Here is a 16642-nt window from a genome sequence, read left to right as displayed (position 1 = left end):
CAGCCACACCCCAGGCCAAGTAAACATGTGTGTCATCTGCACGCCCGTGTCTCGCCCACGCCGCCTCAAGAGTGCAACAAATTGTGCTACCCGCACGGTCGTCAGCACGCACGTCATTGCCGCAACCGTTGCTGCGAAGCCGTTCTCCGACGCCTGGCGCGTGCCTTGCATCCATATCCCTTCCCAGGAAGATCGTTGTTGAAAAAAGGGAGGGTTCATCATGCCCACGCTTGCCGCCGACCACATCGATATGCTGCGCAAGGCCGTGCGCGGCAAGGTGCTGCTGCCGCACGACGCCGGTTACGACGTGGCGCGCACCGTCTGGAACGCCACGGTCGATCGCCGGCCTGCGGTCATCGTCCAATGCACGGGCACGGCCGACGTGATGCAGGCGGTCAATTTCGCGCGCGATCATGGCCTGCCGGTTGCCGTGCGCGGCGGTGGCCACAACATTGCCGGCAGCGCCATCTGTCATGACGGGCTGGTGGTCGACCTGTCAGGGTTGCGCAGCGTCCATATCGATCCACGCGACAAGGTGGCGTGGGTGAGCCCTGGCGCCACGCTGGGTGATTTTGACCACGAAGCGCAGGCCCTCGGTCTGGCCACGCCGCTCGGCATCAACTCGACGACGGGCGTGGCCGGGCTGACCCTTGGCGGCGGATTCGGCTGGCTGACGCGCCAGTACGGCATGACCGTCGATAACTTGCGGGGCTGCGAGGTGGTAACGGCCGATGGCGAGCGGCGATGGGCCGATGCCAACCACGAGCCGGAACTGTTCTGGGCCCTGCGCGGTGGCGGCGGCAATTTCGGCGTGGTCACGCTGTTCGAATTCAAGCTGCATGCGGTGGGCCCGCTGGTGACGGCCGGGCTGATCGTGTTTCCGGCCGTGGAGGGCAAGTCGGTGCTGCGCCAGTACCGCGCATTTACGGAATCGGCCATGCCCGAAGAGATGAATGTCTGGGTCGTCCTGCGCCGTGCGCCGCCCCTGCCGTTCCTGCCGTCGTCGGCACACGGCGCCAATGTGGTGGTGCTGGCGGTCTTCTATACCGGCGACCCCGGGAAGGCCGACAGGGCGATTGACCCGCTGCGCGGCTTCGGCCAGCCCATCGGGGAGCACGTGGGCCAGATGCCCTACACGGCCTGGCAACAGGCGTTCGACCCCTTGCTGACACCGGGCGCGCGCAATTACTGGAAATCGCACAACTTCACGCGGCTGGACGATGCCGCCATCGATCTGATGACCGATTACGCGGCGCGCGGGCCGTCGGCCCATGCCGAGATCTTTATCGGCCAGGTGGGCGGCGTGGCCAACCGCGTGGCACCCGACGCCACGGCATACCACCATCGCGACGCGCGCTATGTGATGAATGTGCATTCGCGCTGGGACCGTACCGACGAGGACACCGCCTGCATCGGATGGGCGCGCGATTTCTTCGACGCCACCGCCCCCTATGCCACCGGCGGCGTGTACGTGAATTTCATGACCGAGGACGAAGGCGCGCGCGTCAACGCGGCGTATGGCCACAACTTCGACCGCCTGGCGCGCGCCAAGCGCACGTACGATCCGCAGAACCTGTTCTGCTCGAACCAGAACATCAAGCCGGCGCCGTGACACGATGCGCCGCACACCGCCCGGCCATGCGTTGCTATGATGCGGCGCATGGCCGACGACCTGTTCATCCCCCACCACGAGTACGAGATCACCGCCATCCGCGCGCAGGGCGCGGGCGGGCAGAACATCAACAAGGTGTCCAATGCGGTACACCTGCGTTATGACGTGCGCACGTCCTCGCTGGCGGCCGATCACAAGGAACGCCTGCTGGCGCTGCACGACCACCGCATCACGCGCGACGGGGTGATCGTCATCAAGGCGCAGCAGCATCGCAGCCTGGAGATGAATCGCGAGGAAGCCATCCGGCGCCTGCACGACCTGGTACGCAGCGTGGCCGAGCCGCCGCGCATCCGGCGCGCCACCCGGCCCACCCGGGCGTCGAAGGTCCGCCGGCTCGATGCCAAGGTCCAGCGCGGCCAGATCAAGGCGCTGCGCGGGCGGGTGGTCGATTAGAGGGGCGCCTCGGAAGTCGAACAAATATTTCAAACGCAGGGAGACCGGGCGGGACAATGCGGCGATAGACAGGCATGCTCTGGCATCGCGCTGCCCAGCCATTTCCGATTTCGACAAGGAACGCCCCCATCCATGTCATCCGTCACGCCCGCCGTTGCCCTGGAACCGATTCCGCGCGATCCGGGCTGGCCCCTCGTCGGCAACCTGTTCCAGATCACGCCCGGCGAAGTCGGCCAGCACCTGCTGGCGCGCAGCCGTCATCACGACGGCATCTTCGAACTGGATTTCGCGGGGCGGCGCGTGCCGTTCGTGTCGTCGGTGGCGCTGGCGGCCGAAGTGTGCGACCCGGCGCGCTTTCGCAAGATCATCGGTCCGCCGCTGTCGTATCTGCGCGACATGGCCGGCGACGGCCTGTTCACCGCGCACAGCGACGAGCCCAACTGGGGCTGCGCGCACCGCATCCTGATGCCGGCCTTCAGCCAGCGCGCCATGAAGGGCTACTTCGACGTGATGCTGCGCGTGGCCAACCGGCTGGTGGACAAGTGGGACCACAAGGGGCCCGATGCCGATATCGCCGTGGCCGATGACATGACGCGGCTGACGCTCGACACCATCGCGCTGTCCGGCTTCGGCTACGACTTCGAGTCGTTCGCCAGCGACCAGCTTGACCCGTTCATCGTGGCAATGGTGGGCGCGCTGGAAGAGGCCATGCGCAAGCTCACGCGGCTGCCGATCCAGGACCGCTTCATGGGCCGCGCGCACCGCCAGTTCGCCGACGACGTGGCCTACATGCGCAACCTGGTGGACGACGTGATCCGCCAGCGCCGGGCCGCGCCCCGGCCGGGCATGGACTTGCTGAACCTGATGCTCGAAGCGCGCGACCCCGAAACGGACCGCCAGCTCGACGACGCCAACATCCGCAACCAGGTCATCACATTCCTGATCGCGGGCCACGAAACCACCAGCGGCCTGCTGACCTTCGCGCTGTACGAACTGCTGCGCAACCCGGCCGTATTGGCGCAGGCCTATGCCGAAGTCGATGCCGTGCTGTCCGGCGACGCCCCGCCCGTCTATGCCGACCTGGCCCGCCTGCCTGTGCTGGATCGCGTTTTGAAGGAAACACTACGCCTCTGGCCGACCGCGCCGGCCTTCGCGGTGGCGCCGTTCGACGATGTGGTGATCGGCGGCCGCTACCGTTTGCGGCAGAACCGTCGCGTCTCGGTGGTGCTGACGGCGCTGCATCGCGATCCGAAGGTGTGGGCGCACCCGGAGCGGTTCGATATCGACCGTTTCCTGCCCGAGAACGAAGCGGCGCTGCCGGCGCACGCCTATATGCCGTTCGGCCATGGCGAACGCGCCTGTATCGGCCGCCAGTTCGCGCTGACCGAGGCCAAGCTCGCGCTGGCGCTGATGTTGCGCAACTTCGCCTTCCACGACCCGTACGACTACCAGTTCCGGCTCAAGGAAACGCTCACGATCAAGCCCGACAACTTCGTGCTGCGCGCCCGGCGCCGGCGTCCGCATGAGCGGATCGCTGTCCAGGCGGCCGCCGAAGTGGTGGCCGATGCCGCGCAGGCCGACGTACGCGGCAATGGCCAGGCCATGACCGTGCTGTGCGCGTCAAGCCTGGGCACGGCACGCGAGCTGGCCGAGCAGATCCATGGCGGCGCGTTGGCGGCGGGGTTCGAGGCCACGCTGGCCGATCTGGACGACGTGGCGCATGCCCTGCCCACATCGGGCCTGCTGGTGGTGGTGGCGGCCACCTATAACGGCCGCGCGCCGGATTCCGGCCGTCGGTTCGAAGCGATGCTCGATGCCGGCGGTGCCAGCGGCTACCGCGCCGAGGGTTTGCGGCTGGCGCTGCTTGGCTGCGGCAACTCGCAATGGGCGACGTACCAGGCCTTTCCACGCCGCGTGTTCGACTTCTTCACGGCCGCCGGCGCGGTGCCGTTGCTGCCGCGCGGCGAGGCCGATGGCAATGCCGATTTCGACCAGGCGGCGGAACGCTGGCTGGCGCAGTTGTGGCAGGCGCTGCAGGCCGATGGCGCCAGCACTGGCGGCATCAGCGTGGACGTGCAGTGGCGCAGCGTCGAAGCCATGCGTGCCGACACCCTCCCGGCCGGCACGCAAGCCTTCACGGTGCTGGCCAATGCCGAGCTGGTTGCCGATCCCGCCGGGCTATGGGACTTCGCCATCGAAGCGCCGCGCACATCGACGCGCGACATCCGGCTGCAACTGCCACCCGGTGCCACCTACCGGACCGGCGATCACGTTGCGGTCTGGCCGCAGAATGACGCGGCACTGGTGGCGGCGCTCTGCGAGCGGCTCGACCTTGACCCCGAGGCCCTGGTCACGCTGTCGGCCCGCCAGGGCGCCGGGCGCGGCCTGCCGATCGGCGAAACGCTGCCGCTGCGGCAACTGCTGACGCACTTCGTCGAACTGCAGGACGTGGTGTCGCGCCAGACGCTCCGTTCGCTGGCCCAGGCCACGCGCTGCCCGTTCACGCGGCAGACGCTGGAGCAGCTTGCCGCCGACGATGCCGATACCGGCTATGCCGCCCAGGTGGCCGCGCGCCGGCTGAACCTGCTCGATGTGCTGATCCGCTTCCCGGCCATCGCCCTGACGCTCCCGCAACTGCTGGCCTGCACGGTGCCGATGCGGCCGCGCTTCTATTCGATTGCATCGTCGCCGCGGGTGTCGCCCGATGTGGCCACGCTGCTGGTGGGCACGGTCTGGGCCCCCGCGCTGTCAGGGCGCGGCCAGTTCCGCGGCGTGGCGTCCACGTGGCTGCAGGGCCTGCCGCCGGGCGCCCAAATATCGGCGTCGATCCGCGCGCCGAATCCGCCGTTCGCGCCGCCTGACGATCCATCGGTGCCGATGCTGCTGATCGGCCCGGGTACCGGCATCGCGCCGTTCCGGGGCTTCCTGGAAGAGCGCGCCGCCCAGCAGGCGGCCGGGCAGGCCATCACGCCGGTGCAGTTGTACTTCGGCTGCCGCCATCCCCGGCACGACTGGCTGTTCCACGACGACATCGCGGCCTGGGCCGAAGCGGGTGTCGCCGAGGTCCACACCGCGTACTCGGTGCTGCCGGGCGCCGCGCGCTATGTGCAGGATCTGCTCTGGCAGCGGCGCGCGCAGGTCTGGGACCAACTGCGGGCCGGGGCGATGGTCTACGTCTGCGGCGACGGCCGCCGCATGGCGCCCGCCGTGCGGCAGGTGCTGATCGAGATCGGCGCGCAGCAGGGCGGCATGACAGCCGACGCGGCATCGGACTGGTTCGCCGGTCTGGTGGCGCAGGGCCGCTACCGCCAGGACGTATTCAACTGACAACCACGCGGTATCGGAAAGTCTGCCGGACAGCCTGCCGGCTTTGGCAGGATTCCGCTGAACATTGTCAGTCGGCCGCCCGGCCGGGCCCGTACGCTGGAATCCATCCCATTCCAGAATCCGGAGACCCCCGATGGCTTCCCCCGCGATGCGCCAGGCGCGCGTGCTGGCGCTGTGCCAGGCGCTTTTCACGTCCGCCATATCTGTCGACCTGACGCTGACCGGGCTGGTCGGCTACACGCTCGCGCCAGCCAAGGCGCTGGCCACGCTGCCGTTCGCGCTGATTACGGTGGCGGGCGCGGCCACGGCCCTGGGCGTGCCGTTCGTGATCGAACGATTCGGACGCCGCTTCGCGTTCTGCCTGGGCGGCGTGGCCTGCATGCTGGGCGGATGGGTGTCGGTGGCGGCGATCTGGCGCCATGACTTCTGGCTGTTCTGTGCCGGTACGGCCCTGGTCGGCGTGTTCCAGTCGTTTGCGCGCTTCTACCGGCTGGCCGCCGCCGACGCCGCACCGTTGCCGGAAAAGCCGCGCGTGATCTCGGTGGTGCTGACCGGCGGTGTGGTGGCCGCCGTGTGCGGCCCGGCCATCGCCGCGTGGAGCGCGGACATGCTGCTGCCGACGCCGTTTGCCGGCTCCTACGCCGTGGTGGCGGTCTTCGGGGCGCTGACCGTGATGCTGCTGATGCTGGCGTACCGCGAATCGCCCGCCGCGCTGGCCGCCGCCGCTGCCGACACCCGGCCCGCGCGCCCGCTGGGCGAGATCGTCCGGCAGCCCGTGTTCCTGGCGTCGTTTGCCAACAACGGCATCGGCAACGCGGTGATGATGTTCGTGATGACGGCCACGCCCATTGCCGCCATCGCCTGCAACCACACGATCGCGCAGGGCGCCCAGATCATCGAATGGCACCTGGTGGGCATGTACGCACCGTCGTTCTTCTCGGGGTGGCTGCTGCAGCGGTTCGGCAACCCGGTGATGCTGGTGGCTGGCATCGCGCTGTCCGCGCTGGCTGCGGTGGTGGCGCTGTGCTCGACGTCGCTGGTGGCGTTCTACGTGGCGCTGCTGTGCCTGGGCATGGGCTGGAATTTCATGTCGGTGGGCGGCACGACGCTGCTGGCCGGCAGCTACCGGCCCAGCGAACGGGCGCGCACGCAGTCGGCCAGCGAGTTTTCGTCGGCCGTGCTGACGGCGGCGGCCACGCTTGCGGCGGGTCAGGTGCTGACCGTCTGGGGCTGGCAGGGCGTGAACCTGGCGGTGCTGCCGGCGCTGGGCATTGCGCTGGCGGTGACGCTGGCGTGGCAGCGCCGGGAACGGGCGGCGGCGGTGGCCGCGGCAGTATGATCGGGGCAGCGTAATGTGGCAACGTAAGCGCCAGCCCGTCACTCATCCATCCCGCAACCCATCATGCATCTCGTCCCAGACCCGCCGCGCGTGGTGGTGATCGTCGCGCCAGATCCGTCGCAGGAACTTGACGTTACCGGGCCCACGGCAGTCTTCAGCACGGCCAACAAGCTGTGCGGTCGCGACCAGCCGGCGTACGAGGTGCACGTGGCCAGTGTCAGCGACGATGCCATCGTGCATACCGAATGCGGGCTGCGGCTGCTGGCCGAGGCGCCGTACCACCAGATCGCCGGACGGATCGGCAAGCCCATCGATACGCTGCTGATCTCCGGCGGCGCGGGGTCGCGCGCCGCGGCCGATGACGCGCGGCTGATCGGCTGGCTGCGCGAGCAGGCCGGCACGGTGCGGCGCATGGGTGCCGTGTGCACGGGCGCCTTCGCGCTGTGCCGCACCGGCCTGCTCGACGGCCAGCGCGTGACCACGCATTGGCGCCACGCCGAACGGCTGGCGCAGCGTCACCCCGAACTGACCGTCGATGCCGATCCGATCTGGATTCGCGCCGGACGCTTCTACACGTCGGCCGGCGTCACGGCAGGCATGGACTTGTCGCTGGCGCTGGTCGAGGAAGACCTGGGCCACGCGGTGTCGCTGGAAGTGGCGCGCGAACTGGTGATGTTCCTGCGTCGCCCCGGCAGCCAGGCGCAGTTTTCCACCGTGCTGCGCGCGCAGGCCGCGAAGAGCCCGGAGCTGCGTGCGCTGCAGACGTGGATCGCCGACAACCTCGGCCGCGACCTGTCGGTGGGCGTGCTGGCCGAGCAGGCGGCCATGAGCCCCCGCAACTTTGCCCGGGTTTTCGTCAAGCAGGTGGGAGAAACGCCAGCGCGCTATGTGGAGCGGCTGCGCGTGGAAGCCGTGCGGCGGCTGCTCGAAGGCAGTGACCGCCGGCTGGAAGCGATCGCCCACGCCACGGGGTTCGGCAACGCCGATGTCATGCGGCAGGCGTTCCTGCGCCATGTGCAGACCACGCCCGAACGCTACCGGGCGGCGTTCCGGTCTGACGCGGCGGCGGGGGAAGACGGACTGGCGGCGTAGCGGTACGGGCCACGCCGCCGGCCGTCCCCGCATCAGCGGGCGTTCTGCAGCGCGGCGATACGCGATTCGATCGGCGGGTGGCTGGAGAACAGCGCCAGCCACGACTTGCCGCCCGAAATGCCCATGGCCTGCATGTTCTGCGGCAGGCCGTCGGCGTCCAGGCCGCCCAGGCGGCGCAGCGCGCCCACCATCGGCACGGGCGTGCCCATCAGGCTCGCCGCGCCGGCATCGGCCCGGTACTCGCGATGCCGCGAGAAAGCCGCCACGATGATGCTGGCCAGGATGCCGAACACGATCTCGCAAACCACCACCGTGATCATGTAGCCAATGCCGGGGCCGCTGGACTCCTCGTCATTGCGGCGCAGCCACGAGTCGACAAAGTAGCCGACCACGCGCGCCATGAAGATCACGAACGTGTTCACCACGCCCTGGATCAGCGTCAGCGTGACCATGTCGCCATTGGCGATGTGGGCCACTTCGTGCGCCAGCACGGCCTCCACCTCGTCATGCGACATCGATTGCAGCAGGCCCGTGGATACGGCCACCAGCGAACTGTTCTTCGACGCGCCCGTGGCAAAGGCGTTGGGCTCGCCGTCGTAGATGGCCACCTCGGGCATCGGCAGGCCGGCGCGCGTGGCCAGCTTCTGGACGGTCTGTACCAGCCAGAGCTCGGTGCTGGTGCTGGGATGCGTGATGACCTGGGCACCGGTGGACCACTTGGCGATGGTCTTGGACATCAGCAGCGAGATGAACGACCCGCCAAAGCCCATCAGCGCGGCAAAGGCCAGCAGCATGCCAAGGTTCAGGCCGTTGGACGTCAGGAAGCGGTTCACGCCCAGCAGGCTGGCGGTGATGCTGAGGACGAGCATGACGGCGATGTTGGTCGCCAGGAACAGGAAAATGCGTTTCATGGTTGTGGGGCAGTGCAGGTAAGGACGCGGACAGGCCGCAGGCGCGCACGGCACGCATCGGACGTGCCACGCGACAAGGGTCGGCGCGGCACATGTCGGCCGCGCGAAAGCGGGGATCAGCCGCGCGGCGGGCGCGGCAGCCGGGGCAGGTCGGGATCGGGCAGCGGGGCGGCCGCATAGCGCGGCACGGCGCCGCGCGCCGCCGATGTCACCACGCGCGGCAGCGGCGCGGGCAACAGCTGCTCGGCAAAGTCGGCGCCGGGCGGCGTCGGCTCTGCATTATCGGCAGGCAGCGAGGAATCGGACGAAACCGGTGTGGCAGATGGCTGGGAAACCTCAGCCGGGTCGGCGGCCACGTTGCCGGGTGCCATGACGGCCGCGTGCGGCGCCTGCATGCCGGGGCCTGCCGTGGACATGCCGATGCCGGCCCAGGCCTGCAGCGGCAGGAAGGCAAGCAGCACGATCATCATCAGGAGGCGAAGCGGATGCACGGGGGCGGGTGAAGCACAAGACCGGAAACGATGGCGTCGATTCTACAGGATGGCGCGCCGCTGCATGGCACCCGCTTGCCGCGCCGACGGCCCGGTACTGCAAGCCCGGCGCGACAGGTCTACACTAACGGGAAACCCTGTAATGGCTACAGGGTGGACATCGATCCCAGTTCGGAGATTTGGGCCATGCGCATCGGCGAACTGTCGCGCCATAGCGGCTGCGACGTGGAAACCATCCGGTATTACGAACGCGAAGGGCTGCTCGACGCCCCGCAACGCGAAGACAACGGCTACCGCCGCTATGGCGACGGTCATCTGGTGCAGCTGAATTTCGTGCGCCACTGCCGCTCGCTGGGCATGAGCCTGGCCGATGTCCGCCGGCTGCGCGACTTCCAGCGCAATCCGTCGCTCGCATGTGACGATATCAACACGTTGCTGGATCGCCAGATCGACCAGATCCACGCGCAACGTGTGGCGCTTGAGGCGCTGGAGGCGCAACTCCGTACGCTGCGCCATACCTGCGAGAACCCGCACCCGCATCCGGCCAGCGAGTGCGGCATCCTCCAGAACCTGCAGCAAGCCGCCGAAGGGGCCGGCTGCGAGTGCCATCCGGCGCCTGCGCGACACTGAACTGCCGGGCAGTTCACGCGAACCCATCCCCGCCAGAGCAGGGATGTTTCTCATCGGCCATGTCGCGACGGCTGTGCTAGCATGGCCGTTCGCGTCCCAGAGACGCTCTTTTTCTAAGAAATTTCCTACGATGTCTCGCCACCTTCCGTCCGCCGCCCTTGTCCTGGTTCGCACCATGCGACCGGCGCGCGCGCGCATGGTGGCGCAGCCCATCACCGCCAACCGCCGGATCAACGCCCCGCTTGATCCTGCCCGGTTCCCGGCCTGACCGACCCACTCCTGAGCAGCAAGGGTCCGGTGCCGAACCGGGCCCGAGCCACCACGCGAATCCGCTGTAACGCCGCCGGTGCCTGTTGCGCGCCGGCCCGACCGACATTTCAACGGCTGTCGCCAGCGCCGGGGTTTCCTCCCGACGCGCGGCCGCCGCTTTTGCGAGAGGCACTGCCATGGCAAAGACCAAGAACCCGACCCTCTACCTGACCGAACTGGACGTGACCCGCCTGGAGGGCATCGCCAGCCGTGCCGGCACCGCCGAACTGGACGAGATGCTCGACGACCTGCTGGCCCGCGCGGCCATCGTGTCGCCCGATGCCATTCCCAAGGATGTCGTGACGATGAATTCGCGCGTCGTCTGCACGCTGGAAGGTGAAGCCGCGCCGCGTGAGTGGACACTGGCTTATCCCGACGACGCCGACCTGGCGGCGGGCCGTCTGTCGGTGCTGTCGCCGATCGGCCAGGCCCTGCTTGGTGCCCGCGCCGGCAAGACCGTGGACTATCGCCTGCCTAACGGCGGCGCGCAACGCGTGACCATTGTCAGCATCGCGTTCCAGCCCGAGGCCAGCGGCCAGTACACGCTCTGAACCCACGCCCACGCTGCGTGACGCCAGACGTCCCGCGGCGCGCGCCGCCTGGCCGTGCGCGTACCGCAGGGTAGGTGGCCAGTTCCGTACTGCGGAATACCCCTCCTGGCGGCCATCCGGTCGCCTGCCCCTACCGTTCATCCCCAGACCCGGCATTTCACGGCGAGCAACGCACCATTCGTCGCAGCGGTGTTTCTAGTGGAAGTGCCAGCCACTAACCTTCAGTCCGTGCTCGCATCGCTACACAGATAGCGCGTCCGGGCAGTAGTCAGCTGTATCCATAAAAAAGTTGCGAATCAGTTGAAGGAGTCCCAGATGAACGCCAAACGTATCCTTGGCGGCGCTCTCGTGCTTGCCACGTTGGCTGCGTCGGCCGCTTTTGCCGCGCCCGCCACGACCAAGAAGGTTGGAAAGTTCGACGTGTATGCCGATGCCGCGCGCCAAGGCAAGTTCGACACGTACAGTGAAGGCTCGAAGATCGGCAAGTTCGATTTCTTCACCGACGGCCAACGCAAGTTCGACAGCTACACGGACGGCGCCCGCCAGGGCAAGTTCGACAGCTTCGGCGAAGGCGCACGCAGCTTCAGCGGCGAGATTTCCGCCTCCGCGCTGGACAATTCGCGCAACGGCGATCTGTACGGCTACAAGGTCTGATGACCTGCCAGCCGGCCAGAACGCAAATCGGCGGCCCCGGGTCACCTCCGGGCCGCCGATTGTGATTTCCGGTTTCTCTCCCACCTGCGCGGCCGACCTCCTCCTTCTCTCTGAAGTCGCGCAGGTGATTTTTCCCCCGCCCGCCGCCGTTGTCGCATTTCTTCCCGTAGTTCTTTCCTGATTTTTCCGAAGTACCGTCAGAGTTGCCGCTGCGCGAAGGTATCGCACTTGCGGATGTCGCCGGTCGTCAGGCCCTGGCGCAGCCAGCGCACGCGTTGTTCGCTGGTGCCGTGCGTGAACGCCTCGGGCACCACATAGCCCTGCGACTGCTTCTGCAGGCGGTCGTCGCCGATGGCGGCCGCGGCTTTCAGACCCTGTTCGATATCCCCGGGCTCGATCAGCTGCTGGTTGAGCTTGCCCGCCGTGGCGGCCCACACGCCGGCCAGGCAGTCGGCCTGCAGTTCCATGCGCACCGACAGCTGATTGGCCTGCGCCTCGTTCATGCGGCGCCGCGCGGCGTCCACCTTGTTCGACACACCCAGCAGATTCTGTACGTGATGGCCAACTTCGTGGGCAATCACATAGGCCTGGGCGAAGTCGCCGCCCGCGCCGAACCGCTGGCGCAGTTCGTTATAGAACGACAGGTCGATATAGACCTTCTGGTCGGCGGGACAATAGAACGGCCCCATGGCCGACTGGCCCGTGCCGCAGGCGGTGGGCGTGGCGCCCGTGAACATCACCAGCGTCGGCGGCGCATAGCGGCGGTTCAGGTCGGTCTCGAAAATGTGTTCCCACGTGCGCTCGGTATTGCCCAGCACCTTGCGCGTGAACACCGAAAGCTGGTCGGTGGCCGGCGGCCGGTGCGACTGCGATTGCGGCGCCTCCTGCAGTTGCTGCTGCAGCGCCGAGCCGCCCTGCAGGATCAGCCTGGGGTCGATGCCGAAGAAGTACGAAGCGGCCAGCGCGACGATGATCGTGCCGATGCCGATCGATTTGCCGCCGATGCCGAATCCGCCACCTCCACCACGGCGGTCTTCCACATTCTGGCTTTCGGCTTCGTCATCGAGACGCATGTTGTTACGCTCCGGGGTGTGTTATGCCAATGGAGTATAGCAACGGCCATGCCCCCGGCTCCGGTGCCCCCAGGCACACACGCAAGGACGCCCCCGCGCGCATCGCGATGCGTAAAAGGAGCGCCGCCCGCGCCAATCGGGCTGTGGATTGGCTCGGGCGGCGGGTGAACGGGGGGTCAGCCCGTCCGACGCAAGGGAAATCGGCGATGTGTGGAGCAGTCGTCAGGCGGTGGCCGTGGCGGGTGCCTTGCTGATGTCCAGCGCGGCCACTTCCGTGCCGACCTCCGCCACGCGCAGCAGGTTGGTCGTGCCGCCCTGGCCGAACGGCATGCCGGCCGCAATCGTGATCTGGTCGCCCGGTGCGGCATAGCCTTCCACCAGCGCGGCGCGGGCCGCGGCTTCGACCATCTCGTCCACGCTCTGCACGTCCGGGCTCACCGTCGAATGCACGCCCCAGGTGATGGCCAGCCGGCGTGCGATATCCAGATTCGGCGTGATGCTGACGATCGGCGCGCACGGCCGCTCGCGGGCGGCGCGCAGCGCGGTCGCGCCCGACGACGTGTACGTCACCGTGGCCTTGGCGCCGATGATTTGCGTGACCTCGCGCAGCGCGGCGCAGATCGCATCCTGGCGCGTGGAAAGCGGCACCTCGTGCTGGGCGTCGATCATGTTGCGGTAGAGCGGATCGCGCTCCACCTCGGTGATGATGCGGTCCATCATCGACACGGCCGGCACCGGATGGCGGCCGTTGGCCGACTCGGCCGACAGCATCACCGCATCGGCGCCGTCGTAGATGGCACTGGCCACGTCCGACGCTTCGGCGCGCGTGGGCACCGGCGAATCGATCATCGACTCCAGCATCTGCGTGGCGATCACCACCGGCTTGCCCAGCTGGCGGCAGATGCGCAGGATGCGCTTCTGCACGCCGGGCACGCGCTCGGGCGGCAGTTCCACGCCCAGATCGCCACGGGCCACCATGACCGAATCGGACACGCGCACGATCTCGTCGAGCTGCTGCAGCGCGGCCGGCTTCTCGATCTTCGACAGCACGCCGGCACGCGTGCCGATGATCTCGCGCGCCTCGACGATGTCCGACGGCCGTTGCACGAACGACAGCGCGATCCAGTCGGCGCCCAGTTCCAGCGCAAATGCCAGATCGCGGCGGTCCTTGTCGGTGAGCGCGGGAATCGGGATCACGGCGTCGGGCACGTTCACGCCCTTGCGGTCGGACAGCGTGCCGTTGTTGGCCACCCGCGTGGTGATGCTGCCGCTGGACACCGCCTCGATGTTCAGGCGCACCTTGCCATCGTCGATCAGCAGCGACTGGCCCTCGCTGGCCGCCTTGAACAGCTCGGGGTGCGGCAGGTAGACGCGCGTCGCGTCGCCGGGCGTGGGGTCGCTGTCCAGCACGAACGTGTCGCCGGCGCGCACGGCCACCTTGCCCACGGCAAAGGTGCCGATGCGCAGCTTGGGGCCCTGCAGGTCGGCCAGGATCGCGATGGGGCGGCCCGTCTCGGCCTCCACCTGCCGCACGGCGTCGTAGCGGGCCCGGTGGTCATCGTGCGTGCCGTGGCTGAAGTTCAGGCGGAACACATCGGCTCCGGCATCGAACAGCTGGCGGATCACCGCGATGTCCGAGCTGGCCGGGCCCAGGGTGGCCACGATCTTGGCTTTGCGCTGGCGTCTCATGAAAGTCTCCTTCTCCATCCTCTTTTATGCTGCAGCTCGCGATCTCAAACGATCAGGATCGCGCGGAAATCGTTGACGTTGGTACGGGTCGGGCCGGTAACGACCAGATCGTCGAGTCCGGCAAAGAAGCCGTAGCCGTCGTTGTTGTCCAGGTGCGCGCGCGCCGACAGGCCACGCGATGCGGCGCGCGTCAGCGTGTCGGGGCCCAGCAGCGCACCGGCGTTGTCTTCGGAACCGTCGATGCCGTCGGTGTCGGCCGCCATTGCGTGCACGCCGGGCAGGCCGTCGAGTGCCACCGCCAGCGACAGCAGGAATTCCGCGTTGCGGCCGCCCCGGCCGTTGCCGCGCACGGTAACCGTGGTCTCGCCGCCGGACAGGATCACGCACGGCTTCTGGAACGGCTGCCCATGCGCGACGATCTGGCGCGCGATGGCGGCATGCACTTCGGCCACGTCGCGGGCCTCGCCCTCGATGCTGTCCGACAGGATGTGCGCGGTCAGGCCCAGTTCGCGGGCACGGGCGGCGGCAGCTTCCAGCGACTGCTGCGCGCTGGCCAGCGTGACGCTGCGGTGGCCTTCGAAGCGGGCATCGCCGGGCTTGGGCGTTTCACCGGCGCCGGACTCCAGGTGCGCACGCACGTTGGCCGGCACGTCGATGTCGTACTTGGCGATGACCGCGAGCGCGTCGGCGCACGTGGTGGCGTCGGGCAGCGTCGGGCCGCTGGCGATCAGCGTCGGATCGTCGCCGGGAATATCGGAAATCAGCAGCGTCTCCACACGGGCCGGCGCGCAGGCCAGGGCCAGGCGGCCGCCCTTGAGCGCGGACAGGTGCTTGCGCACGCAGTTCATCTCGCCGATGCTGGCGCCGCTGCGCAGCAGCGCCTTGTTCACGGCCTGCTTGTCGGCCAGCGTGATGCCGGGCGCGGGCGCGGCCAGCAGTGCCGAGCCGCCACCGGAAATTAGGCAAAGTACGAGGTCATCGGCTGTCAGGCCCTGCACCAGTTCCACCATGCGCTGTGCGGCCTGCTGGCCCGCTGCATCGGGCACCGGATGGGCGGCCTCGACCACTTCGATACGGTGGCAATCGGCGCCATGGTCGTAGCGCGTCACCACCAGCCCCGACAGCTCGCCTTGCCAGTGCGCGTCCACCGTCTGCGCCATCGCCGCGGCGGCCTTGCCGGCGCCGATTACCACGGTGCGGCCCTTCGGCGGTGGCGGCAGGTGCGGCGGCAGGCAGTGGCTGGCACTCACGGCGGCCACTGCCGTATCGAAGAGGTCGCGCAGCAACGCGCGGGCCTGGGCAGGGTTGCGATAGTCGGTCTGCCGCTGGGGCGAAAGCAGGGCGGCGTTGGCGTCGGTGGCGAACATGCGAATCCTGAGGAATCTTGGGAAAAACAATGCAACCGCCTTCACGCGAAGGCGGTTGCAATACTGCTATTGCATTTACTTCGCGGCTTTGGCGATTTCGTGATTCGACATGATCTCGATCGCACGGCACAGCGCCGAGTGGTCGAGCTTGCCGTAGCCATTGGCGGCACACGCATTGAACAGTTCCTGCGCGGCCGACGTGTTCGGCAACGACACGCCCAGCGTCTTGGCACCCTGCAGGGCCAGGTTCAGGTCCTTCTGGTGCAGTTCGATGCGGAAGCCCGGATCGAACGTACGCTTGACCATGCGTTCGCCATGGACTTCAAGAATCCGCGATGCCGCAAAGCCGCCCATCAGCGCCTGGCGGACCTTGGCCGGATCGGCGCCGGCCTTGGAGGCGAACAGCAGGGCCTCGGACACGGCCTGGATGTTCAGCGCCACGATGATCTGGTTGGCCACCTTGGTGGTCTGGCCGTCGCCGTTGCCGCCCACCAGCGTGATGTTCTTGCCCATCAGCTCGAACAGCGGTTTCACCTCGTCGAACGCTTCCGACGGGCCACCCACCATGATCGTGAGCGAGGCAGCCTTGGCGCCCACTTCGCCGCCCGACACGGGGGCGTCCAGGTACGAAGCGCCGAGCTTGTTGATGCGCGCGGCAAAGTCCTTGGTGGCGATGGGCGAGATCGAGCTCATGTCGACCACGATCTTGCCGTAGGTGGCTTCCTTGCCGGCGGGCTTGAACGCGGCGGCGATGCCCTTTTCGGCGAACAGCACGGCTTCCACGTGCGGGGTGTCCGGCACCATGACGATCACGATGTCGGCGCGCTTGGCCACTTCCTCGGCGCTGGTGCAGACGGTGACGCCGGCATCGACCAGGGCCTGCGGGGCCGGGTTCACGTCATGCACGAACAGCGTGTGGCCGGCGGCGCGCAGGTGGCCCGCCATGGGCGCGCCCATGATGCCCAGGCCGATAAAGCCGACGTTGCGTTGGTTTGCCATGTTTGTCTCCAGTAAGTAAAAAATTCTGTAGGTCTTTGCTCCCCTCTCCCGCAAGCGGGAGAGGGGTTGGGGGAGAGGGTTCGGCGTCAGGAACACCGAATTCGCTTCGTAGAGCCTCTATGCCCTCTCCCCCCGCCCTCTCCCG

The 16642-nt window shown here is 68.0% G+C and carries 14 protein-coding genes; 8 read left to right on the top strand and 6 right to left on the bottom strand.

Features of this window, described 5'->3' with window-relative positions:
* The first annotated feature begins 220 nt into the window (after positions 1-220).
* The 5 genes from D9X30_RS02030 (at position 221) to D9X30_RS02010 (ending at position 7823) form a co-directional block, all read left to right on the top strand.
* The gene (locus tag D9X30_RS02030) at positions 221-1612 is read left to right on the top strand and encodes an FAD-binding oxidoreductase (protein WP_153946366.1); all 1392 of its coding nucleotides are present in this window, start codon (positions 221-223) and stop codon (positions 1610-1612) included.
* Positions 1613-1660: 48 nt separating this feature from the next.
* On the top strand, positions 1661-2065 hold the full coding sequence (arfB, locus tag D9X30_RS02025) for an alternative ribosome rescue aminoacyl-tRNA hydrolase ArfB (RefSeq protein ID WP_194946467.1): 405 nt from the start codon (positions 1661-1663) through the stop codon (positions 2063-2065).
* Positions 2066-2197: 132 nt separating this feature from the next.
* Positions 2198-5392 (top strand): bifunctional cytochrome P450/NADPH--P450 reductase, encoded by a 3195-nt coding sequence (locus D9X30_RS02020; RefSeq protein WP_153946368.1) that lies wholly within the window; start codon positions 2198-2200, stop codon positions 5390-5392.
* A 133-nt stretch (positions 5393-5525) separates the two neighbouring features.
* Positions 5526-6731: an MFS transporter gene (locus D9X30_RS02015; protein WP_153946369.1), complete on the top strand. Its 1206-nt coding sequence runs from the start codon at positions 5526-5528 to the stop codon at positions 6729-6731.
* A 63-nt stretch (positions 6732-6794) separates the two neighbouring features.
* Positions 6795-7823 (top strand): GlxA family transcriptional regulator, encoded by a 1029-nt coding sequence (locus D9X30_RS02010; RefSeq protein ID WP_153946370.1) that lies wholly within the window; start codon positions 6795-6797, stop codon positions 7821-7823.
* A gap of 32 nt (positions 7824-7855) precedes the next feature.
* Here the strand turns inward: D9X30_RS02010 and htpX are convergent, their stop codons facing one another.
* Both htpX and D9X30_RS02000 read right to left on the bottom strand, forming a co-directional pair.
* A complete protein-coding gene (htpX, locus tag D9X30_RS02005; RefSeq protein ID WP_153946371.1) occupies positions 7856-8734 on the bottom strand; it encodes a protease HtpX in 879 nt (292 codons plus the stop codon).
* A gap of 116 nt (positions 8735-8850) precedes the next feature.
* A complete protein-coding gene (locus tag D9X30_RS02000) occupies positions 8851-9225 on the bottom strand; it encodes a hypothetical protein (protein ID WP_249640858.1) in 375 nt (124 codons plus the stop codon).
* A 186-nt stretch (positions 9226-9411) separates the two neighbouring features.
* On the opposite strand from D9X30_RS02000, the gene D9X30_RS01995 reads away from it, so the two are divergent.
* The 3 genes from D9X30_RS01995 to D9X30_RS01985 all read left to right on the top strand — a co-directional run bounded on the left by D9X30_RS01995 (position 9412) and on the right by D9X30_RS01985 (position 11369).
* On the top strand, positions 9412-9855 hold the full coding sequence (locus tag D9X30_RS01995; RefSeq protein ID WP_153946372.1) for a Cd(II)/Pb(II)-responsive transcriptional regulator: 444 nt from the start codon (positions 9412-9414) through the stop codon (positions 9853-9855).
* A gap of 446 nt (positions 9856-10301) precedes the next feature.
* Positions 10302-10715 carry a nucleoside diphosphate kinase regulator gene (gene rnk, locus D9X30_RS01990; RefSeq protein ID WP_153946373.1) on the top strand — a complete coding sequence of 138 codons (414 nt, stop codon included), beginning with the start codon at positions 10302-10304 and terminating at the stop codon, positions 10713-10715.
* A gap of 315 nt (positions 10716-11030) precedes the next feature.
* Positions 11031-11369, top strand: coding sequence for a hypothetical protein (locus D9X30_RS01985; protein ID WP_153946374.1), 339 nt, complete (start codon positions 11031-11033; stop codon positions 11367-11369).
* A gap of 197 nt (positions 11370-11566) precedes the next feature.
* Here D9X30_RS01985 and ypfJ read toward each other — a convergent pair whose 3' ends face one another.
* The 4 genes from ypfJ to D9X30_RS01965 all read right to left on the bottom strand — a co-directional run bounded on the left by ypfJ (position 11567) and on the right by D9X30_RS01965 (position 16497).
* On the bottom strand, positions 11567-12442 hold the full coding sequence (gene ypfJ / locus D9X30_RS01980) for a KPN_02809 family neutral zinc metallopeptidase (RefSeq protein WP_153946375.1): 876 nt from the start codon (positions 12440-12442) through the stop codon (positions 11567-11569).
* Positions 12443-12664: 222 nt separating this feature from the next.
* On the bottom strand, positions 12665-14131 hold the full coding sequence (pyk, locus tag D9X30_RS01975) for a pyruvate kinase (RefSeq protein WP_153946376.1): 1467 nt from the start codon (positions 14129-14131) through the stop codon (positions 12665-12667).
* Positions 14132-14175: 44 nt separating this feature from the next.
* Positions 14176-15498 (bottom strand): glycerate kinase type-2 family protein, encoded by a 1323-nt coding sequence (locus tag D9X30_RS01970; protein ID WP_153946377.1) that lies wholly within the window; start codon positions 15496-15498, stop codon positions 14176-14178.
* A 75-nt stretch (positions 15499-15573) separates the two neighbouring features.
* Complete coding sequence (locus D9X30_RS01965; RefSeq protein ID WP_153946378.1) at positions 15574-16497, bottom strand: 2-hydroxy-3-oxopropionate reductase; 924 nt, start codon at positions 16495-16497, stop codon at positions 15574-15576.
* Between the last annotated feature and the right edge of the window lie 145 nt (positions 16498-16642).

Origin of the sequence: Cupriavidus sp. U2, from assembly GCF_009663685.2 — a bacterium.
Lineage (GTDB): Bacteria > Pseudomonadota > Gammaproteobacteria > Burkholderiales > Burkholderiaceae > Cupriavidus > Cupriavidus necator_C.
Note: the sequence above shows the minus strand (reverse complement) of the source record. Positions and strands in the feature narration are given on the sequence as shown.